This is a genomic window from Nocardioides islandensis, assembly GCF_015352455.1.
GTDB lineage: Bacteria > Actinomycetota > Actinomycetes > Propionibacteriales > Nocardioidaceae > Nocardioides > Nocardioides islandensis.
The window spans coordinates 1-24,229 of sequence record NZ_JADKPN010000002.1 but is presented as its reverse complement, the minus strand read 5'-3'; the positions used below and the strand labels follow the sequence as shown (position 1 = coordinate 24,229).

Here is a 24,229-nt window from a genome sequence, read left to right as displayed (position 1 = left end):
GCCTAGTTGCCTAGGCGCGCGGGCGTTTCTTGTCGGTGTCGTAGACCGGCAGCACGTCCACCGTCGCGGGGACGACCTCGTCGCCGACCTCCACGCCCAGCGTGGTGCCGACGCTCGCCTGCGCGCTGTCGACCACGGCGAGGCCGATCTTCCCGAACCTCGGGCTGTCGGTCGGGCTGGTGAGGACGCCGACTTCCTGGCCGTCCTGGGTGACCACGGCGCCGTACTCGGGGAGCTCGTCGGACTCCAGGCGCAGCGTCACGAAGCGGTGCGGAGGATCGGCGGCCACAGCCCGAAGGGCGTCCTCGCCGGCGAAGCCGAGGCCCCGGTCCAAGTGCACCAGCTTGTCGAGGTTCAGGTCGTAGGGCGTGCGCTCGTGCGGCTCGTAGTCGTAGCCGTAGATGATCAGCCCGGCCTCGATGCGGGCGACCTCGATGGCGTCGGTGCCGATGGGTACCGCCCCGGCGCCGACCACGGCGTTCCACAGGGTCTCGGCGTCGGCGGGGTCGACCAGGAACAGCTCGTAACCGAGCTCACCGCCGTACCCGGTGCGCGAGAGGTGCACCTGCACGCCGCCGACTGACACCGGGTGCGGCACGAACCAGAAGTACCTCAGCGACCCGAGGTCCTCGTCGGTGAGCTTCTGGACGACCTCCCGCGACCGTGGGCCGATGACGCCGAGGTGCGGCATGGACGGCGTGACCCACTCGAACCCCGCGTCGAGGCCGGCGACCAGCTCCGCGAAGAACTCCTCGTGGTCGCTGCCGTTGGTCATCACCCAGCAGTGGTCCGGCGTCCCGCTGTTGAACACCGTCGCGTCGTCCACCACCAGCCCGTCGGCGTCCAGGAGCGCGCCGTACCTCGCCTGCCCGACCGCGAGGCCGAGCGCGTCGTTGCTGAACGCCCGTTGGACGGCTCTGATCGCGTCCGGTCCCCGGAACTCCCACTTGTTGAGCGGGGAGACGTCCCAGACCGCCACGTCGTCGCGGATCGCGGCGTACTCGTGGGCGAGGTCCCCGAAGCCCTCCAGCCACATCCACCCGCCGTCCTCGGCGTGCGAGCCGCCCTGGGAGGCGGCGATGTCGTGGAACGGGGACCTGGTCGCGTCGTCGCTCATGGGGCATGCTCCCACGAGTTTGACTGACCGTTCAAGCAAGCGGACGTCAGGTCAGCTGAGCGCGCGCGAGCTTCGCCTGGTGGCGGGCGTCCTTGGCCAGCACGCGGGCCTCGCGACGTACGTCGGCCGCGGCGCGGCGGGCCCGCCAGGCCACGCCCGGCTTCCCCTCGGTGTCGACCGCGGCCAGCATCAGGCCACCCATCATCGAGGCGTTCTTGAAGAACTGGACGCGCTGCGCCTTCTTCTTCCCCGGGTCCTTCTCCTCCCAGAAACGGTGGCCGGCGGCCGTCGTGGGGATGAGCGTGGCGGCCAGCACGGCGCTGGAGATGCGCGGCATCCTCCCGATGGCGAGCGCCAGACCGGCGACGACCTGAGCGGCTCCGTTGAGGCGGACCAGCGTGGTCGGGTCGTCGGGGAGCTGCGGCACGACCTTCTGGAGCAGTGGTACGAGCCGCTCGGTCACGGGCTCGGCGGCACCGGCCTTGGCGGGTGCGGTGCGCAGCGAGTCGAGGCCGCCGACCACGAACATCGAGGCGAGCAGGGGGCGGGCGGCGAGCCGGACGAGCGTCATACCTTCCTTCCTACACCACCCGTCGTACGCCGGTCGTCGCCCTCCGGGGTGGTCCGCGGTGCTCGCTACGCTCACGAGCATGTGCGGTCGATACGCCTCCAGCCGCAGGCCGGAGGACCTCATCGAGGAGTTCGAGGTCGTCGACAACCGGGTGCCCGAGCCCCTGCGCGCCGACTACAACGTGGCGCCCACCAAGGAGGTGTACGCCGTCGTCGAGCGCCCGCCTTCGAAGGAGGCCAGTGGTGACCGGGAGGCTGGTGCGCCGGCACAACGACAATTGCGGGCGTTCACGTGGGGCCTGATCCCGTCGTGGGCGAAGGACCCCAAGATCGGCAGCCGGATGATCAACGCCCGGATGGAGACGGTGGCCGAGAAGCCGGCGTTCCGGCGGGCGTTCTCGTCGCGGCGCTGCCTGCTGCCGGCGGACGGCTACTACGAGTGGTACCCGACGTCCCAGCTCGGCAAGTCCGGCAAGCCGCTCAAGCAGCCGTTCTTCATCCGGCCCAAGGACCACGGTGTGCTCGCGATGGCCGGGCTCTACGAGATCTGGCGCGACCCGGAGAAGGCCGAGGACGACCCCGACCGCTTCCGCTGGACCTGCACGGTGATCACCACCGACGCCGAGGACGACGTGGGCCACATCCACGACCGGATGCCGCTGATGGTCGAGAAGGACCGCTGGTCGGCGTGGCTCGACCCGACCAAGAAGGAGAAGGACGACCTCCTGGCGCTGCTCGTGCCGGCCGTGCCGGGGATGCTCGAGGCGTACCCCGTCTCCAAGGCCGTCAGCAACGTCCGCAACAACGGCCCCGAGCTGATGGAGCCCCTGCCTCTCGAGGACGTCCCCGAGCTGGCGGACCAGTGACCGCGGCAGAGCAGCGGATCGCCACGCCCCACGGCGAGGGCCGCCTGGTCACCTACCGGGCCCGCAAGCCGGTGGCCACTCTGCTGCTCAGCCACGGGGCCGGGAAGGGCATCGACTCCCGCGACCTCGAGGCGCTCGCGGCCGCCCTGCCGCGCCAGGGGGTGAGCGTGCTGCTGTTCGAGCAGCCCTGGCGGGTGGCCGGCGGCAAGGTCGCCAGCCCACCTCCGACGCTGGATGCCGGCTTCACCGCCGCGGCCCGGACGCTGCGCGTGCGCACGCCGCTCGTGGTCGGTGGCCGGTCGGCCGGGGCCCGGTCGGCCGCGCGTACGGCGAAGGCGCTCGGCGCCGCGGGGTGCCTGGCCCTGTCGTTCCCGCTGCACCCGCCCGGCCGGCCCGAGAAGTCGCGGGTCGACGAGCTGCTCGGCTCGGGCGTGCCCACGCTGGTGGTGCAGGGCGAGAACGACACCTTCGGGCGGCCCGAGGAGTTCCCCAGCGGCGTCGACCTGGCCGTCGTACCGTCCGCGGACCACGGGTTCGCCACCCCCAAGCGGAGCGGGGTGAGCGAGGAGGACGCGATGGCGATCGTCGTGGAGTCCGCGCTGGAGTGGCTGGTGCGCGAGGTCATCGGGAATCCCTGACCGGACCGGCGTGTTCCACCCCACGTGCTCGCCGTGCTCGAACGTCCCACCTCCCCAGTAGATTGGGAGGCAATGACCGACGTATCCGAAGAGACCCCCGAGGTCGTCGACCTCGACACCGAGTCCGAGGCCGACCGCACCGCCCGCTTCGAGCGGGACGCGCTGCCGTACCTCGACCAGCTCTACTCGGCGGCCATGCGGATGACCCGCAACCCCGCCGACGCCGAGGACCTCGTCCAGGAGACGTTCGCCAAGGCCTACGGCTCGTTCCACCAGTTCAAGCCGGGCACCAACCTGAAGGCCTGGCTCTACCGGATCCTCACCAACACCTTCATCAACACCTACCGCAAGAAGCAGCGCCAGCCCCAGCAGTCGATGTCCGAGGACGTCGAGGACTGGCAGCTCGCCCGGGCCGAGTCGCACTCGTCGACCGGCCTGCGCTCCGCGGAGATGGAGGCGCTCGAGCACCTGCCCGACTCGCAGGTGAAGGACGCCCTGCAGCGCCTGCCCGAGGAGTTCCGCCTCGCGGTGTACCTGGCGGACGTGGAGGGCTTTGCCTACAAGGAGATCGCGGACATCATGGAGACGCCGATCGGCACCGTGATGTCTCGGCTCCACCGCGGCCGTCGGCAGCTTCGCGAGATGCTCTCGGACTACGTGCGGGCCAACGACCTCTTGAGGGTCGGGAAGGGGAGCGACTCATGAACGACGAGTCCTGCGCCGACTTCCTCGACCGGATCGTCTATCTGCTCGACAACGAGCTCGACGCCGGCGAGATCCGCGAGGTCAAGCTGCACCTCGACGAGTGCGCGCCCTGCCTCGAGCGCTACGACGTCCAGCGCACCATCAAGACCATCGTGGCGCGGTCCTGCCACGAGGCCGCCCCGGACGACCTGCGCCAGCGGGTGATCGTCCAGCTCCGCCAGATCTCGGTGCAGATCAGCGACAGCTGAGCCACCGGCTCCGTTCAAGCGTCGAGCCCCCGTCCGCGTCGCGCGGTACGGGGGCTCGGTTGCCTGGTCAGCTCAGCTGTTGGGGCGCTTGCCGTGGTTGGCCTTCTTCTTCTTGCGCGCCCGACGCTTGTTGCCCGTCTTGCCCATGATGACCTCCTGGAAGTCTGCCTCGACCGCCCATCCTCCCAGGGGAGGGGTCTCGGCGTGAAATCGGGATAGTCCGGTGTGAATGGGTCGCGAAACCGGTGCTCGACGAGCCCATTCACACCGGACTATCCCGACATACGCGCGTCAGAGGCGCTGCATGAACCGCTCGGAGTCGACGACGACGCGGGTGATCTCGGCGGTGGCGACGACCTTGCCGTCGAGGTGGCGGGCGAGGACGGAGAAGCGGTGGAGGCGGCCGTCGGCGTACGACGCGGTGGCGGTCACCGACACCGACGCGCCGACGGGGGAGGCGGCGCGGTGCTCGAGCTCGACGCGCGTACCGACGCTGGTCGAGCCCTCGGGGAGGGTCGGGTCGATGGCGGCGCAGGTCGCCGCCTCGCACCAGGCCAGCAGCCGCGGCGTACCGAGCACCGGGAGCGATCCCGACCCCACCGCCTGGGCGGTGTCCTCGGGACCGACCTCGAACGTCAGCGTGGCCTCCACGGTCACAGCTCCTTGGCGAAGGCCACGAGGTCGACGCCGGGGACCGGCGCCCAGTCCCGCTCAGGTGCCCGCTCGTAGCCGTGTCGCACGTACACCCGGTGCGCGGCGGACATGCCCGCCTGCGAGCACAGCACCATCGCGGTCATCCCCTCCGCGCGCGCCCGCTCCTCGCACAGCTCCACGAGCGCACTGCCGACGCCGCGGCCCTGCGCGTCGGGATGCACGGCGAGCATCCGGAACTCGCCCTCGCCCTCACGCGCCAGCTCGTGCCACACCGAGCCGACCTGGCAGTACGTCACCGTCCCCACGATGCGCCCGTCCAGCTCGGCCACCCACAGCTCGGCCTCGGCGTCGCGGCGTGCCGCGCCCGCGAGGTGCTGGCGGTAGTCGCTCTCGACGTCGTTCAGGAAAGGCTCGTACGCCGCCACGGTCACCGCGCCGATCTGCTCGTACTCGCCGGGCTCGGCCCGCCGGACCAGCACCGGTCAGATCCCGAAGGTGTTGCGCGGGTACGCCGCCGAGACGTCGGTGATCACGTTGACCAGGTACGGCGCGTCGGAGGCGAAGGCCCGGTCGAGGGCCGGGCCGATGTGGCGAGGGTCGGTCACGGTCTCGCCGGCCCCGCCCAGCGCCTTCACGACCTCGTCGTAGCGCGTCTGCTGCTGCAGGTCGGCCACCACGTCGTAGCCGTAGATCATCTGCATCGGACCCTTCTCGAGGCCCCAGGCGGAGTTGTTGCCCATCACCATCACGACGGGCAGGTCGTGGCGCACGAGCGTGTCGACGTCCATCAGCGAGAAGCCGGCGGCGCCGTCACCCAGGAGCAGCACCACCTGGGCGGAGGGCCGGGCCAGACGCGCGGCGATGGACGCGCCGAGGCCGGCACCGAGGCAGCCGTACGGCCCCGGGTCCAGCCAGCCGCCCGGCCGCTTCGGCTCGACGTACTTGCCCGCGAACGACACGAAGTCGCCGCCGTCGCCGATCACGACCGCGTCGTCGGCCAGCCGCGGCACCAGCTCACCGTAGATGCGCGCCGGGTGGATCGGGTCGGCCTCCGCGCCGAGCAGCTCGGCGTCGCGCTGGACCGCAGCGGCCACGCCGCCCTGGAGGTCGCTCACCCACGAGGACCAGTCCGGACGCCGGTCGCCCTTCTCCAGCGCGTCGCGGATCCCCGTCAGGACGGACGAGAGGTCGCCGTAGGCCGACCCCGCGAGCTCCGCGTGCTGGGCCACCTGCCCAGCGGAGTCGGCCAGGTGCACGACCCGGGCGGGCCCCCCTTTTCCAGCGTCGTCCTTGCCGCCGCCACCGAAGACGCCGTACCCGAGCCGGAAGTCCAGCGGCGTCCCCGCCACGACCACCAGGTCGGCGCCGGTGAGCGCCTGGCCGCGGGCCTTGGTGACCAGCAGCGGGTGCCCGCCGGGGATGACCCCACGGCCCATGCCGTTGGTGATCGCGGGCAGCCCGGCCGCCTCGACCAGGTCGAGCGCGGCGCCCTCGGCGCCGTCGGCCCAGACGTCGGTGCCCAGGATGAGGACCGGTCGCTGTGCGGCGGCCAGCAGGCCGGCGACCGCAGCGATGGCGTCGGCGTCCGGCTCGGCGCCCCGGACCGGGGACCCGTCCGGAACCACGCCGGACGTCTGGTTGAAGAACTCGTCCATCGGCACGTCGACGAACACCGGCCCGCGGTGCGAGGACCCGGCCACGGTGAAGGCCTCGTGGAACCCGGGGACGATCTCCGCCGCGGTCGGGATGGTGCGCGCCAGCTTGGAGATCGGGGCGATGATCGGCGGCTGGTCCAGCTCCTGGAGCGAGCCGCTGCCCCAGCGGTTCTGCGGCGCGCGGCCACCCACGACGACCATCGGCGACCCGGCGAACTGCGCCTGCGCGATGGCGCTGATCCCGTTCGTCACGCCCGGGCCGGCGGTCAGCACGGCGAGGCCGGGTCGCCGGGTCAGCTTGCCGGTCGCCTCGGCCGCGAACGCCGCCGTCTGCTCGTGCCGGACGTCCAGCAGCCGCATCGGGGGCTCGGCCTTGACCGCGCCGTCGTACATCGGGAACACGTGCGCCCCCGAGAGGGTGAACATCGTCTCCACGCCGTGCGCCCGCGCGACCGCGACGGCGAGCTCGCCGGCATGCCCGGACTTCTCTTCGGGCAGATCTACGGGCAGTTCTTCGGGGGCCATGGCTGGCACGTTACCGAGGAGTAGGTCAGGTCAGGTATGTGGGATTCGTCGCCTTCAGGGCGGCGACGACCTCCAGCAGCAGGTCCGAGCGCATGTCGGGCGCGCCCGGGGCGAGCGCGAGCTGGAGGTAGAACGAGCGCAGGAACGCCTCGGCGTTGAACGTCGAGGGGTACGGGTTGCCGTCGCGCCCGGCCCGGTGGGCGCCGCCGGCAATCCGGGCGACCCAGGGCTCGACGACGGAGAACGGCACGACGTTGCGGCGCAGCACGGTCATCGTCGCCAGCACCATCCGGTCCGGCTCGCCGTGCACGAACGGCTCGTCCACCTCGGCCAGCACCCGGTCCGCGATCACGTCCAGGAGCACGGTCAGCTCGTTGCGGCCCAGGTGCGGGGAGCGGGCCAGCACGCCGATCGCGTCCGCGCCGTGGGCGATGGCGTGCGCCCAGCCCTTGTCGGGGACGAAGCCGCGGACGTCCTTCTCGCGCAGGTACCAGGTCGCGACCCGGTCGCCCCACTCCATCAGCTTGGCGCTGGGGACCAGGTCCTCCTGGTTGGTCCGGTCGATGCACTCGGCCAGGACCAGCACCGAGAACGTACGCCGGAACACGCTGTCGGTGCCCCGCTCACCGAGCCCGACGGTCAGGCCCGCGGCCATCCCGTCACCCAGGCCGACCAGCAGCTCGTCGTACACGCCCCGGTCCACCCAGGTGGCCAGCGTCGGGTACGCCAGCCCGTCGCGCATCTGGGGGTCCGGGGAGCCGAGCATGGTGGTCAGCTCGGTGGTGAGGTCGGCCAGCGGCCGGTCCCCGGGGACGGCCAGCCCGGAAGCCTTCACCTGGCTCCAGTAGGCCCGAGTCATGGGGCGCATCTTGCCATGCGGGAGTGAGGGTGTACTGAGGGCGTCTAGATGGGTAGGCGTCACGGCCTAGCCTGTGCGGGTGCCGTCCCTGACCGACCTGGTGCGCAGCCACACCGACCTCGGCGAGGAGGACGTGAAGTGGCTGCAGCTGCTGATGGCGGACTGGCAGATCATCGCCGACCTCTCCTTCGCCGACCTGGTCCTGTGGCTGCCCGACCGCGAGGGCAAGGGGTTCTGGGCGGGCGGGCAGATGCGGCCCACGACCGGCCCGACGGCCCTGGTCGACGACGTCCTGGGCACCTTCGTCCCCGCCGGGAGACGCCCCCTGCTGGACGCGGCGTACGAGCAGGGCCGGCTGGTCCGCGAGGGCGACCCCGAGTGGCGCGACGACGTGCCGGTGCGGGTCGAGACGATCCCGGTCCGCCGCGAGGGCCGGGTCATCGCCCTGGTCGGCCGGAACACCAACCTGCTGGGCGTGCGCACCCCGAGCCGGCTGGAGCTGTCGTACCTCCAGACCGCCGCGGACCTGACCCAGATGATCGCGGCCGGCTACTTCCCGAACCCCGGCCAGCGCAGCGACCACGCCGACTCCCCGCGGGTGGGCGACGGGTTCCTCCGGATCGACGCGGAGGGCCGGGTCACCTACGCCAGCCCCAACGCCCTCTCGGTGTACCGCAAGCTCGGCCACTCCGGCGACCTGACCGGCCTCGAGCTCGCGGGGGTGACCCGCAGCCTGGTGCCGCCGATGCACCGGACCGACGAGGAGACGCTGAGCACGGTGCTCCTCGGCCGCGCACCCCGCGACACCGAGGTCGGGACCGACGACGTCGTGCTGATCGTGCGAGCCATCCCGCTGCGCACCGCCGAGGAGCGGATCGGTGCCCTGGTCCTCCTGCGCGACGTCACCGACCTGCGCCGCCGGGACCGCGAGCTGATCACCAAGGAGGCCACCATCCGGGAGATCCACCACCGGGTGAAGAACAACCTCCAGACGGTCGCGGCCCTGCTCCGGCTCCAGGCGCGCCGGATGGACACCCCCGACGCCAAGGCGGCGCTGGAGGAGGCGGTACGCCGCGTCGGCTCGATCGCCATCGTGCACGAGACGCTGAGCCAGTCGCCCGAGGAGCACGTGGCCTTCGACGAGATCGCCGACCGCCTGGGCCGGATGGTCACCGAGGTGAGCGCGCTGGGAGAGCGAGTCCGGGTGCGGCGTACCGGATCCTTCGGCGTGCTGTCCTCGGAGGCCGCCACCGCACTGGCGATGGTGCTGACCGAGGTGCTCCAGAACGCCGTCGAGCACGGCTACGAGCCCGACTCCAGCGTCGGCGGGACGATCGTGGTCAGCGCCCGCCGGATCGTCGGGCGCCTGCACGTGACCATCGAGGACGACGGCCGGGGGCTGCCCGACGACTTCGACGCCGACAAGAGCAGCAGCCTGGGGCTGTCGATCGTGCGCACGCTCGTGGAGTCCGAGCTCGGCGGGGTGCTGGAGATCGGCCCGGCGCACGGACAGACCGGTGCGCGGGTGTCGGTGGACCTGCCCCAGGACTAGCCCGGTGGCGTCAGGCGGTGCGCACGCGGGCGCGGGCGTTGCGGCGCTTCAGAGCGCGGCGCTCGTCCTCGCTGAGGCCGCCCCAGACTCCGTGGTCCTGACCAGCCTCCAGCGCCCACGCGAGACACTGCTCGCGCACCTCGCACCGTCGGCACACCTGCTTGGCCTCCTCGATCTGGAGGATGGCCGGACCGGTGTTGCCGATCGGGAAGAACAGCTCCGGGTCTTCGTCCAGACACGCGGAACGGTCGCGCCAATCCATGGCTGAGGGGTCCTCTTTCCTTCGACGTCGTGCCAGGGGTGCCCAACACGTGGGTAGAGCATGATGTGGGTGGGCGCTTGAGCGGCAGCCTTGTGGGCAGGCCTGAGTGAACGCATTCACGAGCGCCACCCCCAGCGTGGCAACTATTGGAACGTGAAACAACCCCCTGTCCCGTAGGTTGCGTCACAGGAGGGGTACCCGGCGACCGGATGCGCAGTCCCTAGGCTGGCCGGGTGACCCGAGCCGAGGCCCCGCCGCCCCTGGTCGTGGCGGCCTCGCTGGCCGCCGTGGAGGGGCTGGTCATCGGGATCCTGGGCATCGCCGAGCTGGTCCACCTGAGCTCGGGACGGCTGACGATGGGTGTCACCACGGCGGTGTTCTTCGCGGCGTACGCCGCCGGCCTGGTCTTCTGCGCCTGGCAGGTCAACCGCTGCACCCCCTGGGCCCGGAGCCCGCTCGTGCTCAGCCAGCTCATCCAGCTCGGCATCGCCTGGAACTTCCGGGACCTGCCGGCGGTCGCCATCGCGCTGGCCGTGGTTGCGGTCGTCGTGCTGGGCGGTCTGTTCCACCCGGCGAGCATGAAGGCGCTCGACCACGAGTGACCTCGCCGCTGGTCGAGGAGGTCGCGCAGCGACCGTCACGAGACCCGGTGGGCCCTACTGCGCCAGATAGCCCCCGTCGACCGGCAGCACCGCGCCGGTGACGAACGAGGCGGCGTCGCTGGCCAGGAACGCGATCGCCTCGGCGACCTCCCGCGGCTCACCGAGGCGCCCGACGGGGTGCCGGGCCTGGATCTCCTCCACGTACGCCTTGCCCTGGTCGGTCTCCAGGAGGGCCACGACGGCGTCGGTGCGGATCGTGCCCGGCGCCACGGCGTTGACGCGGATGCCCTTCGACGCCCACTCGATGGCCAGGTGGTGGGTGAGGCCGGTGGCGACGTACTTGGCCGGGCCGTACGCCGCCTGCCCGACCTGGCCGCGCTGGCCGGAGATCGACGACAGCAGCACGATCGAGCCGGACCCCTGCGCGGCCATGTGCTCGATGGCGAACTTGCAGGTCAGGAACATCCCGCGCCCGTCGACCGCCATCACGTGGTCCCAGTCGGCGACCGACGTCTGGTCGATCGTGCTCAGCGGGATCACGCCGGCGTTGGCCACCAGCACGTCGATGCGGCCGAAGGAGTCGACGGCGGCCTGGATCATGGCGCGGGCGTCGTCCTCGAGGGACACGTCCCCGCCGACGGCCACCACGCGCTCGCCGAGGTCGCCGAGTGCGGCCTCGTCGATGTCGGTGGCCACGACCAGGGCGCCTTCGCCGAGGAACACCTCGACGGTGGCGCGGCCGATGCCGCGGGCCGCGCCGGTGACGACGGCGACCTTCTCCTGGAGCCGGCCGGCCGGCGTACCGGTCACGACGACTGCTCCAGCGAGTCACGCAGCTGGCCGAGCGTCCGGGTCAGCAGGCGGGAGACGTGCATCTGGGAGACTCCGATCTCCTCGGCGATCTGGGTCTGCGTCCGGTTCTTGAAGAAGCGCAGCAGCAGGATCTTCTTCTCCCGGGGCTCCAGCGCGTCAAGCAGCGGTTTCAGGGACTCGCGGATCTCGACGTGCTCGAGGTTCTCGTCCTCGATGCCGATCGCGTCGAGCATCGTGTTGCCGCCCTCCTCGCTGTCGTCGCTGGCGTCCAGCGAGAGCGTGGAGTAGGCGTTGCTGGACTCGATGCCCTCGATGATCTCCTCGACCGAGCAGCCGATCGTCTCGGCCAGCTCGCGCGGCGTGGGGGAGCGGCCCAGGCTCTGCGTCAGCTCCGCGGTCGCGGCCCCGATCTGCATGCGCAGCTCCTGGAGCCGGCGGGGCACGCGGATGGCCCAGCCCTTGTCCCGGAAGTACCGCTTGATCTCGCCGATGATGGTCGGGGTGGCGTACGTCGAGAACTCCACGCCGCGGTCGGAGTCGAAGCGGTCGATCGACTTGAGCAGCCCGATGGTGCCGACCTGCACCAGGTCCTCGAACGGCTCGCCGCGGTTGCGGAAGCGCCGGGCGCAGTGCTCCACCAGCGGCAGGTGCAGGTGGACGAGCTCGTCGCGGGCGTGGGTGCGCACCGCCGGCGTGGTTCCGTCGCCGTTCATCTCGGCGAACAGCTCGGCACTGCGGATCTTGGTCGCCTCGAACGCCCGCACGGGTACCGGGAGCGCCTCGGCCGCCGAGTCCGAGGGGGTGACGGGGTCTGCGTCAGGCATCGATCAGCTGCCGGCCCCGGGTACTCCCGACTCCATCGTCAACGAGACGGAGAACTGGCCACCCGAGGCGTCTGCCTCGGCGCGGGTCGCCATGGTGCTGAGCACCTGCCAGGCGAAGCTGTCGTACTCGGGCCCCGACGGGTTGCCCGCCGTCACGGCCACCCGGACCGTGAGGGTGCCGGGGGAGAGGTAGTAGCTGCACACCAGGTCGGAGTCGGCGTCGGCCTCGGGCAGCACCATCGCGCACGCCTCGCCCACCGCAATGCGGAGGTCCTCGATGTCGTCGATGAGGAAGTCGAGGCGAGCGGCGAGGCCCGCGGTGGTGGTGCGCACGACGGAGACGTACACACCGTCGGCAGGCAGGCGCAGCTCGACGTCGGCGCGTGGGTGCGCCTGCGGGTCTGGCATGGCCCCACGCTAACGCGTGGGCGCCCCGAGCGCCGGAAGGACCAACACATCAATCGCATCGATGGAACACTGCGAAGATTGGCATTGGACTGATGACTGGCTGTCCCCGACGCTGGTCGCATGACGACCTTCGCGATCGCGGCGCTCCTGCTGATCATGATGCCCGGCCCCGACCAGGTGCTGGTCACCCGCAACGCGCTGGCCGGCGGCCGCCGCGGCGGTCTGCTGACCATGGTCGGCGGAGCGCTGGGGCTGACGGTGCACGCCGGCACGGCGGCGGTCGGGCTGTCGGCGCTGCTGCTGGCCTCGGCGACGGCCTTCACCGCGCTGAAGATCGTCGGCGTCGCCTACCTGGTGTGGCTCGGCGTCCAGACGATGCGCGCCGCCCGGCACACCGGGAGCGCGACCGAGGAGGACGCCGAGCCGATCCACGCCGTCACCTGGACGGCGTACCTGCGGCAGGGCTTCCTCTCCAACGCCCTCAACCCGAAAGTGGCGCTGTTCTTCGTCACCTTCCTGCCGCAGTTCCTGCCGGCCGACACCACGTCACCGCGGGGCCAGGCGCTCCTGCTGTCGGCGGTGTTCGCGAGCTTGTACGTCGCGTGGTTCGGGTGCTACGCGCTCCTGGTGGACCGCTTCGGCCGGTGGCTGCGCCGGCCGTCGGTGCGGGCCCGGATCGAGCGGGTGACCGGAATCGTGCTCGTCACCTTCGCGCTGCGGCTGGCGACCGCGACCCACTGACCTCGGCACCCGCCTCGGTCAGCGCGCGGAGCAGGGCCGCCGTCGCGGGCGGGTCCGGCGGCTCACCGTACGTCGCGGCGTACACGTGGCGCACCGAACCGCCGATCTCGCTGGCGGTGACGCCCTCGGCCCGGTGGGCGCGCAGGGCCAGCCCGGGGATCGTGGTCACGCCCTGGCCGGCCGCGACGAGCGCCTGCATCACGACCATGTCGTCGGAGGTGTACCGGATCCGGGGCTCGAACCCCTCGGCCTCGCACAAGGTGAGCAGGTGGCTCCGGCACCGCTCGCAGCCGGCGATCCAGGTCTCGTCGCGCAGCGTGGCCAGCTTGCGGACGCGGCGGCGGGCCAGCACGTACACCGCGTCGTCGAGCAGGTGGTGCAGGCGGACGCCGGGTGGCTCGGGCTCGGTCTCGTCGTAGCGGAACACCACGGCGACGTCGATCCGCCCGGCCCGCAGCAGGTCCAGCGCCTCGGGCGGGTGCGTGTCGAGCAGGGAGACGTCGAGGTCCGGGTGCCTCTCGCCCAGTCGTGCGAGCGCCTGGGGGACGAGCGAGCCGATGGCCGAGGAGAAGCCGGCCAGGCGTACCCGTCCGGCCGTGAGCCCGACGTACCCGGCCAGCTCGGCATCCGCCGCGTCGATCCGGCCCACGATCTCGGCCGCCCGGTCGGCCAGCTTGCGGCCGGCCTCGGTGAGCCGGACGCCGCGGCCGACGCGCTGGAGCAGCTGGGCGCCGGTCTCGGCCTCGAGCCGGGCGAGGTGGTGGCTGACGGTCGGCTGGGCGTAGTGCAGCTCCTCGGCCGCCTTCGTCACCGACCCGGTGCGCGCGACGGCCTCGAGGACCCGGAGACGAACGACGTCCAGCACCCATCGATGGTATCGATGATTCCGCAGGTCGAGGAAGGCGCGCCAGCGCCTGTCACGAGACCCAGCGACCTTGGTCTCGTGACGGGCCTTCGGCCCTCCTCGACCAGCGGGCTACGCCTTCTTCGTCGCCCAGAAGATCTCGGCGATCTCGTCGATCTTGGCCAGCAGCTGGTCGGCGACGTCGGCGTCCATGGAGCCCTTGGTGCCGGTGGCGCCGGCGAGCTTGGTGGCCTCGTTCACCAGGGTGTGCAGCTGGGGGTACTTCTCGAAGTGCGGGGGCTTGAAGTAGTCGGTCCACAGCACCCAGAGGTGGTGCTTGACGAGCTCGGAGCGCTGCTCCTTGATGATCACCGCGCGGGTGCGGAAGTCGGGGTCGTCGTTGTCGGCGAGCTTGCCGATGATGGCCTTGATCGACTCGGCCTCGATGCGGGCCTGGGCGGGGTCGTAGACGCCACAGGGGAGGTCGCAGTGGGCGGACACCTCGACGGTGGGGGCGAACAGTCGCGCGAACATGCACAGTCCTCTCGAAGTCGTTGATGGTGCGCTTGCGACACTACTCGGCGTGTCGGACGGCAATACGCCCAGGAGGGTGGGGCCCCGGATGGGGCTGGCTCGGGTCCGGGGCGACTCGATGCGGCCCACCCTGGAGCCCGGCGACCGGCTGCTGGTGAGGTACGGCGGACGCGTCAGGACCGGCGGTCTGGTGCTGGCCAGGTTCGCCGACGGCACGCTCGCGGTGAAGCGCGTGGGCGAGCGGCGTACGACGGCGTCCGGACGTCCTGGGTGGTGGCTGACGAGCGACGACCCGGCCGTCGGCGTGGACTCCCGGCACCGCGGCCCGGTGCCGGAGGCCGACGTGGTGGGCGTCGTGCTGGGGCGGGTGTGGCCTCGGCCACGTCCACTGCGGGCGGGCGGGTCCCACAACGAGCACCGGACCTGAGAACCTGACCCCATGAGCCACCCGTTCGAGGGCGACCCCGTCTTCGACCTGCACGTCGGCGGGAAGATGGACATCCGCTCGACGGTGGGCCTCGGCACCCGCGACGACCTGTCACTCGCGTACACGCCCGGAGTCGCGCGGGTCTGCGAGGCGATCGCCACCGACCCGAGCATGACCCGGTACTACACGTGGGTCCCGAACACCGTCGCCGTCGTCACCGACGGCACCGCCGTCCTCGGGCTCGGCGACATCGGTCCGGCCGCCGCGATGCCGGTGATGGAGGGCAAGGCGGTGCTGTTCAAGGCGTTCGGCGGCGTGGACGCCGTACCGATCTGCCTGGCCACCACCGACGTCGAGGAGATCATCGAGACCGTCGTCCGGCTGGCGCCGAGCTTCGGCGGCATCAACCTCGAGGACATCTCCGCGCCGCGCTGCTTCGAGATCGAGGCCCGGCTCAAGGAGCTGCTCGACATCCCGGTCTTCCACGACGACCAGCACGGCACCGCCGTCGTCGCGCTCGCCGCGCTCCAGAACGCGCTGGTCCTGACCGGGCGCTCGGCCGGCTCGACCCGTGTCGTCATCCAGGGCGCCGGGGCCGCGGGCGTCGCGGTGGCCAAGATCCTGCTCGAGGCCGGCGTCCGCGACCTCGCCGTGCTCGACCGCCAGGGCGTCCTGCACTCCTCGCGCCACGACCTGACCCCGGTCAAGCGGGCTCTCGCGGAGCGGACGGCCGACGTCTTCGACCGGTCCGGGACGCTGGCCGACGCGATGGCCGGTGCCGACGTCTACATCGGCGTGTCCGGCGGCACGGTGCCCGAGGAGATCGTGGCCTCGATGGCCGACGAGGCGATCATCTTCGGCCTGGCCAACCCGAACCCCGAGGTGCACCCGGACGTCGCGCACCGGCACGCACGGGTCGTGGCCACGGGGCGTTCGGACTTCCCGAACCAGATCAACAACGTGCTGGCCTTCCCCGGCATCTTCCGCGGTGCGTTCGACGTCGGCGCCACCGCGATCACCGAGGGCATGAAGCTCGCGGCCGCTTCGGCCCTGGCCGGTCTGGTCGGCGACGACCTCGCCGAGGACCTCATCGTGCCCTCACCGTTCGACCCGCGGGTCGGGCCGGCGGTGTCCTCCGCGGTCTCCGAGGCGGCCCGGGCCGATGGGGTGGCCACCCGCTGATATCGCTGGTCGAGCCGGGCGAGCCCCTGGGCGAGCCCCTGGGCGAGACCCCGCAACCGGTCCGCTGACCTCTCACCGGGTCCCGACTCGCTCGGCTGTGGCCGGCCTCGCGGCTCGACCAGCGAGAAGCCTCGCTAGCCTCGAGCGCATGTTTGCGGTGTACGCCGAGTCGTTCTCGCCCGAGGACCCGCTGAGCGGGCTGACGATCGGGGAGCGGCCCGAGCCCGACGTACCTGACGGGTGGACGACCGTCACCGTCAAGGCAGCCAGCCTCAACCACCACGACCTGTGGACGCTGCGCGGCGTGGGGATCAAGCAGGAGCAGCTGCCGATGATCATCGGCTGCGACGCGGCCGGGATCGACGAGGACGGCCACGAGGTCGTCGTGCACTCGGTGATCAGCGACCCGTCGTTCAGCGGCGCCGACGAGACCATGGACCCGAAGCGGTCGCTGCTGAGCGAGAGGTACCAGGGGACGTTCGCCGACAAGGTCACGGTGCCCCGCAAGAACGTGGTGCCGAAGCCGGAGAGCCTGAGCTTCGAGGAGGCCGCCTGCCTGCCGACGGCCTGGCTGACGGCGTACCGGATGCTCTTCGTCCAGGGCGGCTGCCGACCGGGCGACACGGTGCTGGTGCAGGGGGCCGGCGGTGGTGTGTCGACGGCGCTCATCGCCCTGGCCCGCGCCGGTGGCCTGAAGGTGTTCGCCACCAGCCGCGACGAGACCAAGCGGCAGCGCGCGCTCGACCTCGGCGCGCACGCGGTGTTCGAGACCGGCGAGCGGCTGCCCGTCACCGTGGACGCGGTGATGGAGACGGTCGGCCAGGCCACCTGGCTGCACTCGATCCGCTCGCTGCGCGTCGGCGGCACGCTGGTCACCACCGGCGCGACGTCCGGCAACATGCCTCCCGACATGGGGCTGACGCGGATCTTCTTCCTCCAGCTGCGGGTCATCGGCTCGACGATGGGCACCCGCGGCGAGCTGGCCTCGCTGGTCACGATGATGGACGCGACCGGCGTCCGCCCGGTGATCGACCGCGTCCTCCCGATGGAGGACGCCCGTCAGGGCCTGGAGGCGATGGCTCAGGGCGACATCTTCGGCAAGATCGTCTTCACGCGGTGAAGGTCCTCCTCACCGGCGCCGGGTCCGGGATCGGCCAGGCGGTCGCCGACGCGCTGCACGCCCGCGGCGACGCCCTCGTGCTGCTCGCCCGTAGCGAGGAGCGCGCCGCCGACCTCGGGGAGCGGTACGCCGGCGCGGACGTCCGCGTCGCCGACCTGGCCGCACCCCAGGACCTCGCGAACGCCGTCGCGGGCCTGGACAGCCTGGACGCAGTGGTCCACGCGGCCGGCGTCATCGAGCTCGGCCCGCTGGCCGACCAGCCGCTCGCCCACGTCACCGACCAGCTCACCGTCAACCTGGTCGCGCCGGCCGAGCTCACCCGCGCCACGCTGCCCGCGGTCCGGGCGGCCGGCGGCACGGTCGTCTTCCTCAACTCCGGCGCCGGGCTGACCGCCCACCCCGAGTGGTCGGCGTACGCCGCTTCGAAGTTCGGCCTGCGCGCCATCGCCGACTCGCTGCGCGGCGAGGAGACCGGCGCCGGGGCGGGCGTCCGGGTGACCAGCGTGTACCTCGGCCGGATCGCCACCCCGATGCAGCAGAAGGTGCACGAGCAGGAGGGCAAGGCGTACGACGCGGGGGACTGGGCCACGCCCGAGGCCGTGGCCGCGACGATCCTGCACGTGCTCGACCTGCCCCGCGACGTCACCATCACGGACGTGACGGTGCGGCCCGGCCCGCACTGAGGGAGCGGTCGGTCTCGACGCGACCGTCGCGGCTTCGTTCCTCAGCCGCGGGCTTGCTCGACCTGGCGCGAGACGGGCGTTCGCTCGTCCCTCGCGACCACCCTTCGCGCTCAGTCGTCGTCCGGGTCGTCGAGGCGCGCCAGCCACGTCGCGAAGCGCTCCATCGGGATCTCGAACTCGGGGAACGTGTCGACGAACTCCTGCAGACGCTCGGCGACCCACGCCAGGGTGACCTCCTCGTCACCCCGGCGTTTCTCGAGCTCCTCGAGGCCGCGGTCGGTGAAGTACATGGCGGTCAGTAGCCGTGGCGCTCGTCGACACCCGTGGGCTCGCGCGGTGCGTCGAACGCCGCGGCGATGAGAGCCTTGAGCTCCTCCGCGTGACGCTTGGCCGTGCCCACCGACGGCGAGGACAGGGCGGGCCGGGTGATCGGCTCGACGCGGCCGCTCGGAGTGGCCACCTCCGGCCACACGTTGAGCTGGTAGTGCGGCCACGGGCCCATGTTCTTCGGTTCGTCCTGCACCCAGCGCACGGCCTTGAGGTTCGGGTAGCGCCCGATCTCGGCGCGGATCGCGTCGAGGGGCTCGGGGTAGAGCTCCTCGATCCGGGCGATCGCGAACTGCCCGGCGTCCTCGCGCTTGGCCCGCTCGACCATCAGGTCCCACGTGATCCGCCCCGAGCACAGGAGCAGCGTCTCGACGCCGGACGGGTCGGCCTTCGCGTCGCCGACGAACGGCTGGAACTGGCCGGTCGTGAAGTCCTCGGGCTGCGAGGCCGCCTCCTTGCGCTTGAGCATCGACTTCGGCGTGAAGACGATCAGCGGGCGGTGCTCCTCGCCGAGGGAGTGGCGGCGCAGCAGGTGGAAGTACGACGCCGGCGTCGACGGCTGGGCGACGGTGATCGCCTCGTCCGCGCACAGCTGCATGAACCGCTCGATGCGGGCCGACGAGTGGTCCGGGCCCTGCCCTTCGTAGCCGTGGGGGAGCAGCAGGACGACGCCCGACTGCTGGCGCCACTTGGTCTCGCCGGAGGAGATGAACTCGTCGATGATCGTCTGCGCGCCGTTGACGAAGTCGCCGAACTGCGCCTCCCACAGCACCAGCGCCTCGGGCCGGGCCACGGAGTAGCCGTACTCGAAGCCCAGCGCGGCGTACTCGCTGAGCAGCGAGTCGTAGACGTGGAACTTCGCCTGGTCCTCGGTCAGCGAGGACAGCGGCGTCCACTCGTCGGCGTTGTGCCGGTCGATGATCGTGGCGAAGCGCGAGACGAACGTGCCGCGCCGCGAGTCCTGGCCGGCCATCCGGACCGGTCGGCCCTCCATCAGCAGCGAGCCGAAGGCCAGGATCTCGCCGGTGCCCCAGTCGATGGGGCCCTCGGTGATCGCCTGTGAGCGGCGCTGGAGCTGGGGCATCACCTTCGGGTGGACGGTGAAGCCGTCGGGCGGGGTGACGTAGGCGTCGGCGATCCGCTTCATGGTCTCGACCGTGACGGCCGTGGTGGCCTCGCCGGTGGGCTTGTCGGGGTAGTCCGGAACCGTCGTCCATTCCGCCGGCTGCGAGTCGGCCTCGCGCACCTCGGTGAACACCCGCTCGAGCTGCTGCTGGTAGTCGGCCAGCACCTGCTCGGCCTCCTCGATCGTGATGTCGCCACGGCCGATGAGGGACTCGGTGTAGAGCTTGCGGACCGAGCGCTTCTGCTCGATGAGGTCGTACATGAGGGGCTGGGTGTACGACGGGTCGTCGCCCTCGTTGTGACCGCGGCGGCGGTAGCAGACCAGGTCGATGACGACGTCCTTGTTGAACGCCTGGCGGTACTCGAACGCCAGCCTGGCCACGCGGATGCAGGCCTCGGGGTCGTCGCCGTTCACGTGGAAGATCGGCGCCTGGACCATGCGCGCGACGTCGGTGCAGTAGAGCGACGAGCGCGACGAGCCCGGCGACGTCGTGAACCCGACCTGGTTGTTGACGACGACGTGGATGGTGCCGCCGGTGCGGTAGCCACGGAGCTGGGACAGGTTCAGTGTCTCCGCGACCACGCCCTGGCCCGCGAACGCTGCATCGCCGTGGACGAGCAGCGGGAGGACGGGGTACTCCGCGCCGCGGTCGAGCACGTCCTGCTTGGCCCGCGCGATGCCCTCGAGCACCGGGTCGACCGCCTCGAGGTGGGAGGGGTTCGCCGCGATGGAGACCTTGATCCGGTCACCGCTACCGGCGATGAACTCGCCCTCGGCGCCCAGGTGGTACTTCACGTCGCCGGAGCCCTGGACGGTCCGTGGGTCGATGTTGCCCTCGAACTCGCGGAAGATCTGGCTGTACTTCTTGCCGACGATGTTGGCCAACATGTTGAGGCGACCGCGGTGGGCCATGCCGATGCAGACCTCGTCGAGGTCGGCCTCCGCGGCCGCCTCACAGATCTCGTCGACGACCGGGATCGTGGTCTCGCCGCCCTCGAGGCTGAACCGCTTCTGCCCGACGAACTTGGTCTGCAGGAACGTCTCGAACGCTTCGGCCTGGTTGAGCTTGAGCAGGATCCGCAGCTGCTCCTCGCGGGGCGGCTTGCTGTGCGGCTGCTCGACCCGCTCCTGGATCCAGCGGCGCTGCTCGGGATCCATGATGTGCATGTACTCGATGCCGGTCGTGCGGCAGTACGAGTCGCGCAGGATGCCGAGGATCGTGCGCAGCTTCATGAACCGCCGGCCCTCGCCGCCGAAGGAGCCGGTCGGGAACTCGCGGTCGAGGTCCCACAGGGTCAGGCCGTGCGAGGTCACCTCGAGGTCGGGGTGGCTGCGCTGGCGGTACTCCAGCGGGTCGGTGTCGGCCATCAGGTGGCCGCGCACGCGGTAGGCGTGGATCAGCTCGAGGGTGCGTGCCTGCTTGCCGATCTCGTCGTCGTGGGAGAACGCGAAGTCCACGGCCCAGCGGATCGGCTCGTAGGGGATCCGCAGCGCCGCGAAGATCTCGTCGTAGAAGTCCTGCTCGCCGAGCAGCAGCCCGTGGATGCGGCGCAGGAAGTCGCCCGACTGCGCGCCCTGGATGACGCGGTGGTCGTAGGTCGACGTCAGCGTCATCACCTTGGAGATCGCGTTGCGCGCGATCGTCTCCTCGGAGGCGCCCTGGTACTCCGGCGGGTACTCCATCGCGCCCACGCCGATGATCGCGCCCTGGCCCTTCATCAGGCGCGGCACCGAGTGGTTGGTGCCGATGGTGCCGGGGTTGGTCAGCGAGATCGTGGTGCCCTGGAAGTCCTCGACGGTCAGCTTGCCGTCACGGGTGCGGCGTACGACGTCCTCGTAGGCCGTCCAGAACGCCGCGAAGTCCATGCTCTCGGCGGCCTTGATCGACGGCACCAGCAGCTGGCGGGTGCCGTCGGCCTTCTGCACGTCGATGGCCAGGCCGAGGTTGATGTGCGCCGGGGTGATGAGGTTCGGCTTGCCGTCGATCTCGTCGAAGCCGACGTTCATCTCCGGCATCGTGCGCAGCGCCTTGACGAGGGCGTAGCCGATCAGGTGCGTGAACGACACCTTGCCGCCGCGCGCCCGGGCCAGGTGGTTGTTGATGACGGTGCGGTTGTCCCAGAGGAGCTTGACCGGGACCGAGCGGACGCTCGTGGCGGTCGGCACGCTCAGCGAGGCGTCCATGTTCTGCACGGTGCGGGCCGGGGCGCCGCGCAGGATCGTGTACGTCGCCTGGTCGCTGGCCTGGGCCTTCTCCACCGGCTTGGACTCCTTGGGCATCGGGTTGCTCGTGCCCTTGGCCGGCTCGGCGGCCTTGGTCTCCGGACGCGGCGTGGCGACCGGCGCCGGTGTCGGCGGCTTCGGCTCCTCCTTCGCCTGCGGCCTCGGCGCCTGCTTGACCTCGGGCTTCGGGGCCGGAGGCGCCGTGGGGGCGGGGGCCGCCGCCGGTGCCGCCGCCGGTGCCGGGGCGGGGGCCGGGGCGGGGGCCGGTGCCGCCGCCGGCGCGGACGACGTACCGTTGCCGTTTTGCGAACCACCAGGAGGCGACGTCTTGAAGTACTCCACCCAGATCGGGTCCACGCTCTGAGGGTCGCGTTGGTACTGGTCGTACATCTCCTCGACGAGCCACTCGTTGGCCCCGAGATCGGTCGAGGGCCGGACGGATGAGTGGTCGGACGGGCTGCCGGAAGGCTGCGGCACGGCTGGGTTCGCCTCTTCCTCAGAATGCGTGCGAATGAAAGGAAAGTTCCTCGACGAAGGTTAGTCCCCGACACGAGCAAATGCCGACCCACGCCCCTCTCGTCCGGCACGGTTGGCTGTGACCTTGATCTAAGGAGCTCCCTGACGTGAAACACCCCCGTACCCACGTCGCCGCCGAGCTGGGCGTCGTGCTGCTCCTGGTGCTGGCTGTCGTGCTCGCCGCCTGCAGCGGCGGCGACGACTCGTCGAGCAGTCCGTCGGCCGACGGCGCCGGCCAACCGGCCGACGGCGGCACCGACGCACCGGCCCCCATCGAGACCCACTCGTCCTTGGGCAAGGTCCGGGGCCAGCTGCCGAAGGGCAAGCGCAGCAAGGTCCGCCAGCAGGTCGCGCACGCGGTCGACGAGTGGTTCGACGCGGCGTACGTCGGTGGCGACTACCCCCGCAACGACTTCTCGACCTCGTGGCCCGGCTTCACGACCGGAGCGAAGGCCGACGCCTCCGACGACAAGGAGCTCATGAGCAACCAGGACATCGGCGCCGAGGTCTCGTCGGTGAAGGCGACGGCGCGTCGGGTGTACGTCGACGTGCTGGCCGTGCGCGGCAAGGCCGAGGGTGCGACGGCGCGGTTCGTGCTCAAGTTCAAGACCGACGGCGACGTCCAGCGCAAGGTGGAGGTGAGCGGGCGGCTCTTCCTGACGCCCTCGGCGGAGGGCTGGCGGATCTTCGGGTACGACGTGACCAAGGGGCGGTTCGCATGAGGCTCTTCAAGCGCATCGTGACCCTCGCCGTCGTGCTCGGCATCGCGGCGCTCGTCATCCCCGACTCGGCGGTGAAGCCGACCGAGATGGAGCTGGTCAAGCTCCAGCGGGCCAGCGGCGTGGACGCCGACAACAAGGACATCGTGTGGATCCTGGCCGTCGGCTCCGACGCCCGGCCCGGCGAGGACATGACCCACACCCGCGGTGACGCCCTCCAGCTGATCGGCATGAACCTGAAGACGGGCGCGGCGTCCGCGATCGGCGTACCCCGTGACTCGTGGGTGCCGATCCCGGGGTACGGCTCGAACAAGATCAACGCCTCGCTGTACTTCGGCGGTCCCCAGCTGCTCGGCCAGACGGTCGGCAACCTGGTCGGGATCCAGCCCGACTACGTGTTCGTGACCCGGTTCAAGTACTTCCAGGCGCTGATCGGCTCGATCGGCGGCGTCGACGTCAAGAACCCGGTCGCGTTCAGCGACAGCGCGCTGAAGCCCGAGGGGTTCAGGAAGGGACGCATCCACCTCGGCCCGTACGACGCCATGGTGTTCTCGCGGATCCGCCACAACCTGATCCGCGGCGACTTCGACCGCTCGGCCAACCAGCAGCGCGTCATCCGCGGCATCCAGGCCAAGGTACGGGCGCGCGCCCACGAGGCCGGGTTCCTCGAGCAGGGCGTGCTCAACGTGATGCAGTACCTGCACACCGACCTCTCGCCCGCCGAGCTCTTCAAGCTCGCCCAGGCGGTCGCCCAGGTCGACCCGTCGAAGATCACCACCTGCGTCGTCCAAGGCGGCATCGGCAGCATCGGCGGCGCCAGCGTGGTGCTGCCCTACACCGACCAGGCCCGCCGCCTCGGCGACCGCGCGAGGGACGACGCGACGCTGGAGTCCTGCTCCTGACCGCTGGTCGAGGAGCGACGACGTCGCGTCACGAGACCCGGTGAGCTCCGCTGGTCGAGGAGCGACGAAGTCGCGTCACGAGACCCCGCAACCGATGGCAGCGCCTGTTCCGCGCTCGCGTCCACAGGGTCGGACGTGGAGGCAGCGGGCGACGCCCGGCTGAGTCACCGTGTTGCCATGCCCTGGGTCTACATCGTCGAGTGCCGGGACGGCTCGTTCTACGTCGGCAGCACCTACGACCTCGAACGCCGTGTCAGTGAGCACAACGAGGGCCTCGGTGCGGCGTACACGAGGAGGCGCAGACCTGTCGTCCTGCGATGGTCTGTGCAGTACGACCGGATGGACGAGGCCTATGAGATGGAGAAGCGCCTCCAGAAATGGGGGAGGGCGAAGCGCCAGGCCCTGATCGATGGCGACGAGTCACTGCTGCGTGGCCTGGCGTCCCGGAGCTGGGCGGCGACGCAGGCGCGCGCCGCTGGTCGAGGAGGGCGCCCTGGCCCCCGTCACGAGACCTGGTGAGAGGGGTGTGCGGTCGGGTGGCGGGGTCTCGTGACGGGCCTTCGGCCCTCCTCGACCTGCGGTGGGTG

Annotated in this window: 29 protein-coding genes; 14 read left to right on the top strand and 15 right to left on the bottom strand. The window is 71.2% G+C overall.

Features of this window, described 5'->3' with window-relative positions:
• Positions 1–10: 10 nt before the first annotated feature.
• Positions 11–1,117, bottom strand: coding sequence for an aminomethyltransferase family protein (locus tag ISU07_RS05565; protein WP_194705804.1), 1,107 nt, complete (start codon positions 1,115–1,117; stop codon positions 11–13).
• A 46-nt stretch (positions 1,118–1,163) separates the two neighbouring features.
• Positions 1,164–1,688: a DoxX family protein gene (locus ISU07_RS05560; RefSeq protein ID WP_194705803.1), complete on the bottom strand. Its 525-nt coding sequence runs from the start codon at positions 1,686–1,688 to the stop codon at positions 1,164–1,166.
• 79 nt (positions 1,689–1,767) lie between these two features.
• On the opposite strand from ISU07_RS05560, the gene ISU07_RS05555 reads away from it, so the two are divergent.
• The 4 genes from ISU07_RS05555 (at position 1,768) to rsrA (ending at position 4,144) form a co-directional block, all read left to right on the top strand.
• A complete protein-coding gene (locus ISU07_RS05555) occupies positions 1,768–2,553 on the top strand; it encodes an SOS response-associated peptidase (protein ID WP_194705802.1) in 786 nt (261 codons plus the stop codon).
• Positions 2,550–3,191, top strand: coding sequence for an alpha/beta hydrolase family protein (locus ISU07_RS05550; protein WP_194705801.1), 642 nt, complete (start codon positions 2,550–2,552; stop codon positions 3,189–3,191). The genes ISU07_RS05555 and ISU07_RS05550 overlap by 4 nt, the downstream gene beginning before the upstream one ends.
• Positions 3,192–3,263: 72 nt before the next feature.
• Entirely contained in the window at positions 3,264–3,896 is a 633-nt protein-coding gene (locus ISU07_RS05545) for a sigma-70 family RNA polymerase sigma factor (RefSeq protein ID WP_194705800.1), read from the top strand.
• Positions 3,893–4,144 carry a mycothiol system anti-sigma-R factor gene (gene rsrA / locus ISU07_RS05540; protein ID WP_194705799.1) on the top strand — a complete coding sequence of 84 codons (252 nt, stop codon included), beginning with the start codon at positions 3,893–3,895 and terminating at the stop codon, positions 4,142–4,144. The genes ISU07_RS05545 and rsrA overlap by 4 nt, the downstream gene beginning before the upstream one ends.
• A gap of 72 nt (positions 4,145–4,216) precedes the next feature.
• Here rsrA and ISU07_RS25020 read toward each other — a convergent pair whose 3' ends face one another.
• The 5 genes from ISU07_RS25020 to ISU07_RS05520 form a co-directional block, all read right to left on the bottom strand.
• A complete protein-coding gene (locus ISU07_RS25020; RefSeq protein WP_370865623.1) occupies positions 4,217–4,291 on the bottom strand; it encodes a 50S ribosomal protein bL37 in 75 nt (24 codons plus the stop codon).
• Between the two features lie 144 nt (positions 4,292–4,435).
• Entirely contained in the window at positions 4,436–4,795 is a 360-nt protein-coding gene (locus ISU07_RS05535) for a thioesterase family protein (RefSeq protein ID WP_323742445.1), read from the bottom strand.
• Between the two features lie 2 nt (positions 4,796–4,797).
• Positions 4,798–5,277: a GNAT family N-acetyltransferase gene (locus tag ISU07_RS05530; RefSeq protein WP_194705797.1), complete on the bottom strand. Its 480-nt coding sequence runs from the start codon at positions 5,275–5,277 to the stop codon at positions 4,798–4,800.
• Between the two features lie 3 nt (positions 5,278–5,280).
• The gene (locus ISU07_RS05525) at positions 5,281–6,978 is read right to left on the bottom strand and encodes an acetolactate synthase (RefSeq protein WP_194705796.1); all 1,698 of its coding nucleotides are present in this window, start codon (positions 6,976–6,978) and stop codon (positions 5,281–5,283) included.
• Between the two features lie 25 nt (positions 6,979–7,003).
• Positions 7,004–7,837, bottom strand: coding sequence for a DUF2785 domain-containing protein (locus ISU07_RS05520; RefSeq protein ID WP_194705795.1), 834 nt, complete (start codon positions 7,835–7,837; stop codon positions 7,004–7,006).
• Between the two features lie 79 nt (positions 7,838–7,916).
• Here ISU07_RS05520 and ISU07_RS05515 point away from each other — a divergent pair, with 79 nt between their 5' ends.
• Complete coding sequence (locus ISU07_RS05515; protein WP_194705794.1) at positions 7,917–9,389, top strand: sensor histidine kinase; 1,473 nt, start codon at positions 7,917–7,919, stop codon at positions 9,387–9,389.
• Positions 9,390–9,399: 10 nt separating this feature from the next.
• On the opposite strand, the gene ISU07_RS05510 is transcribed toward ISU07_RS05515, so the two are convergent.
• Complete coding sequence (locus ISU07_RS05510; protein WP_194705793.1) at positions 9,400–9,651, bottom strand: WhiB family transcriptional regulator; 252 nt, start codon at positions 9,649–9,651, stop codon at positions 9,400–9,402.
• Positions 9,652–9,884: 233 nt separating this feature from the next.
• Between ISU07_RS05510 and ISU07_RS05505 the strand changes: the two genes are divergently transcribed.
• Entirely contained in the window at positions 9,885–10,253 is a 369-nt protein-coding gene (locus ISU07_RS05505) for a hypothetical protein (protein WP_194705792.1), read from the top strand.
• Between the two features lie 54 nt (positions 10,254–10,307).
• Here the strand turns inward: ISU07_RS05505 and ISU07_RS05500 are convergent, their stop codons facing one another.
• The 3 genes from ISU07_RS05500 to ISU07_RS05490 are packed head-to-tail and all read right to left on the bottom strand — an operon-like array spanning position 10,308 to position 12,298.
• Positions 10,308–11,063, bottom strand: coding sequence for an SDR family NAD(P)-dependent oxidoreductase (locus ISU07_RS05500; protein WP_194705791.1), 756 nt, complete (start codon positions 11,061–11,063; stop codon positions 10,308–10,310).
• Positions 11,060–11,890: an RNA polymerase sigma factor SigF gene (locus tag ISU07_RS05495; RefSeq protein ID WP_194705790.1), complete on the bottom strand. Its 831-nt coding sequence runs from the start codon at positions 11,888–11,890 to the stop codon at positions 11,060–11,062. The genes ISU07_RS05500 and ISU07_RS05495 overlap by 4 nt, the downstream gene beginning before the upstream one ends.
• A gap of 3 nt (positions 11,891–11,893) precedes the next feature.
• Complete coding sequence (locus tag ISU07_RS05490) at positions 11,894–12,298, bottom strand: ATP-binding protein (protein WP_194705789.1); 405 nt, start codon at positions 12,296–12,298, stop codon at positions 11,894–11,896.
• 120 nt (positions 12,299–12,418) lie between these two features.
• Here ISU07_RS05490 and ISU07_RS05485 point away from each other — a divergent pair, with 120 nt between their 5' ends.
• On the top strand, positions 12,419–13,039 hold the full coding sequence (locus ISU07_RS05485; protein ID WP_194705788.1) for a LysE family translocator: 621 nt from the start codon (positions 12,419–12,421) through the stop codon (positions 13,037–13,039).
• Here ISU07_RS05485 and ISU07_RS05480 read toward each other — a convergent pair.
• Together ISU07_RS05480 and sodN are read right to left on the bottom strand one after the other, a co-directional pair.
• The gene (locus ISU07_RS05480) at positions 13,002–13,904 is read right to left on the bottom strand and encodes a LysR family transcriptional regulator (protein WP_194705787.1); all 903 of its coding nucleotides are present in this window, start codon (positions 13,902–13,904) and stop codon (positions 13,002–13,004) included. The two genes, ISU07_RS05485 and ISU07_RS05480, sit on opposite strands and share 38 nt — an antisense overlap.
• 111 nt (positions 13,905–14,015) lie before the next feature.
• On the bottom strand, positions 14,016–14,417 hold the full coding sequence (gene sodN / locus ISU07_RS05475) for a superoxide dismutase, Ni (protein ID WP_194705786.1): 402 nt from the start codon (positions 14,415–14,417) through the stop codon (positions 14,016–14,018).
• Between the two features lie 88 nt (positions 14,418–14,505).
• On the opposite strand from sodN, the gene ISU07_RS05470 reads away from it, so the two are divergent.
• From ISU07_RS05470 to ISU07_RS05455, 4 genes are all read left to right on the top strand, one after another.
• Complete coding sequence (locus ISU07_RS05470) at positions 14,506–14,844, top strand: S24/S26 family peptidase (protein WP_194705785.1); 339 nt, start codon at positions 14,506–14,508, stop codon at positions 14,842–14,844.
• 12 nt (positions 14,845–14,856) lie between these two features.
• Complete coding sequence (locus tag ISU07_RS05465) at positions 14,857–16,026, top strand: NAD(P)-dependent malic enzyme (protein WP_194705784.1); 1,170 nt, start codon at positions 14,857–14,859, stop codon at positions 16,024–16,026.
• Between the two features lie 148 nt (positions 16,027–16,174).
• The gene (locus ISU07_RS05460) at positions 16,175–17,146 is read left to right on the top strand and encodes a zinc-binding dehydrogenase (protein ID WP_194705783.1); all 972 of its coding nucleotides are present in this window, start codon (positions 16,175–16,177) and stop codon (positions 17,144–17,146) included.
• Positions 17,143–17,829, top strand: a complete 687-nt coding sequence (locus ISU07_RS05455) for an SDR family oxidoreductase (RefSeq protein WP_194705782.1) — start codon at positions 17,143–17,145, stop codon at positions 17,827–17,829. The genes ISU07_RS05460 and ISU07_RS05455 overlap by 4 nt, the downstream gene beginning before the upstream one ends.
• 110 nt (positions 17,830–17,939) lie before the next feature.
• Here the strand turns inward: ISU07_RS05455 and ISU07_RS05450 are convergent, their stop codons facing one another.
• Both ISU07_RS05450 and ISU07_RS05445 read right to left on the bottom strand, forming a co-directional pair.
• Positions 17,940–18,119, bottom strand: a complete 180-nt coding sequence (locus ISU07_RS05450) for a DUF6104 family protein (protein ID WP_194705781.1) — start codon at positions 18,117–18,119, stop codon at positions 17,940–17,942.
• 5 nt (positions 18,120–18,124) lie between these two features.
• Positions 18,125–21,982, bottom strand: coding sequence for a multifunctional oxoglutarate decarboxylase/oxoglutarate dehydrogenase thiamine pyrophosphate-binding subunit/dihydrolipoyllysine-residue succinyltransferase subunit (locus ISU07_RS05445; RefSeq protein ID WP_194705780.1), 3,858 nt, complete (start codon positions 21,980–21,982; stop codon positions 18,125–18,127).
• Positions 21,983–22,128: 146 nt separating this feature from the next.
• On the opposite strand from ISU07_RS05445, the gene ISU07_RS05440 reads away from it, so the two are divergent.
• From ISU07_RS05440 to ISU07_RS05430, 3 genes are all read left to right on the top strand, one after another.
• Positions 22,129–22,743 carry a hypothetical protein gene (locus ISU07_RS05440; RefSeq protein WP_194705779.1) on the top strand — a complete coding sequence of 205 codons (615 nt, stop codon included), beginning with the start codon at positions 22,129–22,131 and terminating at the stop codon, positions 22,741–22,743.
• Positions 22,740–23,642, top strand: coding sequence for an LCP family protein (locus ISU07_RS05435; RefSeq protein WP_194705778.1), 903 nt, complete (start codon positions 22,740–22,742; stop codon positions 23,640–23,642). Before ISU07_RS05440 ends, ISU07_RS05435 begins: the two co-directional genes overlap by 4 nt.
• 177 nt (positions 23,643–23,819) lie before the next feature.
• Complete coding sequence (locus tag ISU07_RS05430; protein WP_194705777.1) at positions 23,820–24,161, top strand: GIY-YIG nuclease family protein; 342 nt, start codon at positions 23,820–23,822, stop codon at positions 24,159–24,161.
• Positions 24,162–24,229: the final 68 nt, after the last annotated feature.

Bases quoted from the DNA above. Each gene is read 5' to 3' on its own strand.
- ISU07_RS05565 (WP_194705804.1), bottom strand. From the start codon at position 1,117: ATGAGCGACGACGCGACCAGGTCCCCGTTCCACGACATCGCCGCCTCC.
- ISU07_RS05560 (WP_194705803.1), bottom strand. From the start codon at position 1,688: ATGACGCTCGTCCGGCTCGCCGCCCGCCCCCTGCTCGCCTCGATGTTC.
- ISU07_RS05555 (WP_194705802.1), top strand. From the start codon at position 1,768: ATGTGCGGTCGATACGCCTCCAGCCGCAGGCCGGAGGACCTCATCGAG.
- ISU07_RS05545 (WP_194705800.1), top strand. From the start codon at position 3,264: ATGACCGACGTATCCGAAGAGACCCCCGAGGTCGTCGACCTCGACACC.
- rsrA (WP_194705799.1), top strand. From the start codon at position 3,893: ATGAACGACGAGTCCTGCGCCGACTTCCTCGACCGGATCGTCTATCTG.
- ISU07_RS05525 (WP_194705796.1), bottom strand. From the start codon at position 6,978: ATGGCCCCCGAAGAACTGCCCGTAGATCTGCCCGAAGAGAAGTCCGGG.
- ISU07_RS05520 (WP_194705795.1), bottom strand. From the start codon at position 7,837: ATGACTCGGGCCTACTGGAGCCAGGTGAAGGCTTCCGGGCTGGCCGTC.
- ISU07_RS05510 (WP_194705793.1), bottom strand. From the start codon at position 9,651: ATGGATTGGCGCGACCGTTCCGCGTGTCTGGACGAAGACCCGGAGCTG.
- ISU07_RS05495 (WP_194705790.1), bottom strand. From the start codon at position 11,890: ATGCCTGACGCAGACCCCGTCACCCCCTCGGACTCGGCGGCCGAGGCG.
- ISU07_RS05490 (WP_194705789.1), bottom strand. From the start codon at position 12,298: ATGCCAGACCCGCAGGCGCACCCACGCGCCGACGTCGAGCTGCGCCTG.
- ISU07_RS05485 (WP_194705788.1), top strand. From the start codon at position 12,419: ATGACGACCTTCGCGATCGCGGCGCTCCTGCTGATCATGATGCCCGGC.
- sodN (WP_194705786.1), bottom strand. From the start codon at position 14,417: ATGTTCGCGCGACTGTTCGCCCCCACCGTCGAGGTGTCCGCCCACTGC.
- ISU07_RS05470 (WP_194705785.1), top strand. From the start codon at position 14,506: ATGGGGCTGGCTCGGGTCCGGGGCGACTCGATGCGGCCCACCCTGGAG.
- ISU07_RS05465 (WP_194705784.1), top strand. From the start codon at position 14,857: ATGAGCCACCCGTTCGAGGGCGACCCCGTCTTCGACCTGCACGTCGGC.
- ISU07_RS05460 (WP_194705783.1), top strand. From the start codon at position 16,175: ATGTTTGCGGTGTACGCCGAGTCGTTCTCGCCCGAGGACCCGCTGAGC.
- ISU07_RS05450 (WP_194705781.1), bottom strand. From the start codon at position 18,119: ATGTACTTCACCGACCGCGGCCTCGAGGAGCTCGAGAAACGCCGGGGT.
- ISU07_RS05435 (WP_194705778.1), top strand. From the start codon at position 22,740: ATGAGGCTCTTCAAGCGCATCGTGACCCTCGCCGTCGTGCTCGGCATC.
- ISU07_RS05430 (WP_194705777.1), top strand. From the start codon at position 23,820: ATGCCCTGGGTCTACATCGTCGAGTGCCGGGACGGCTCGTTCTACGTC.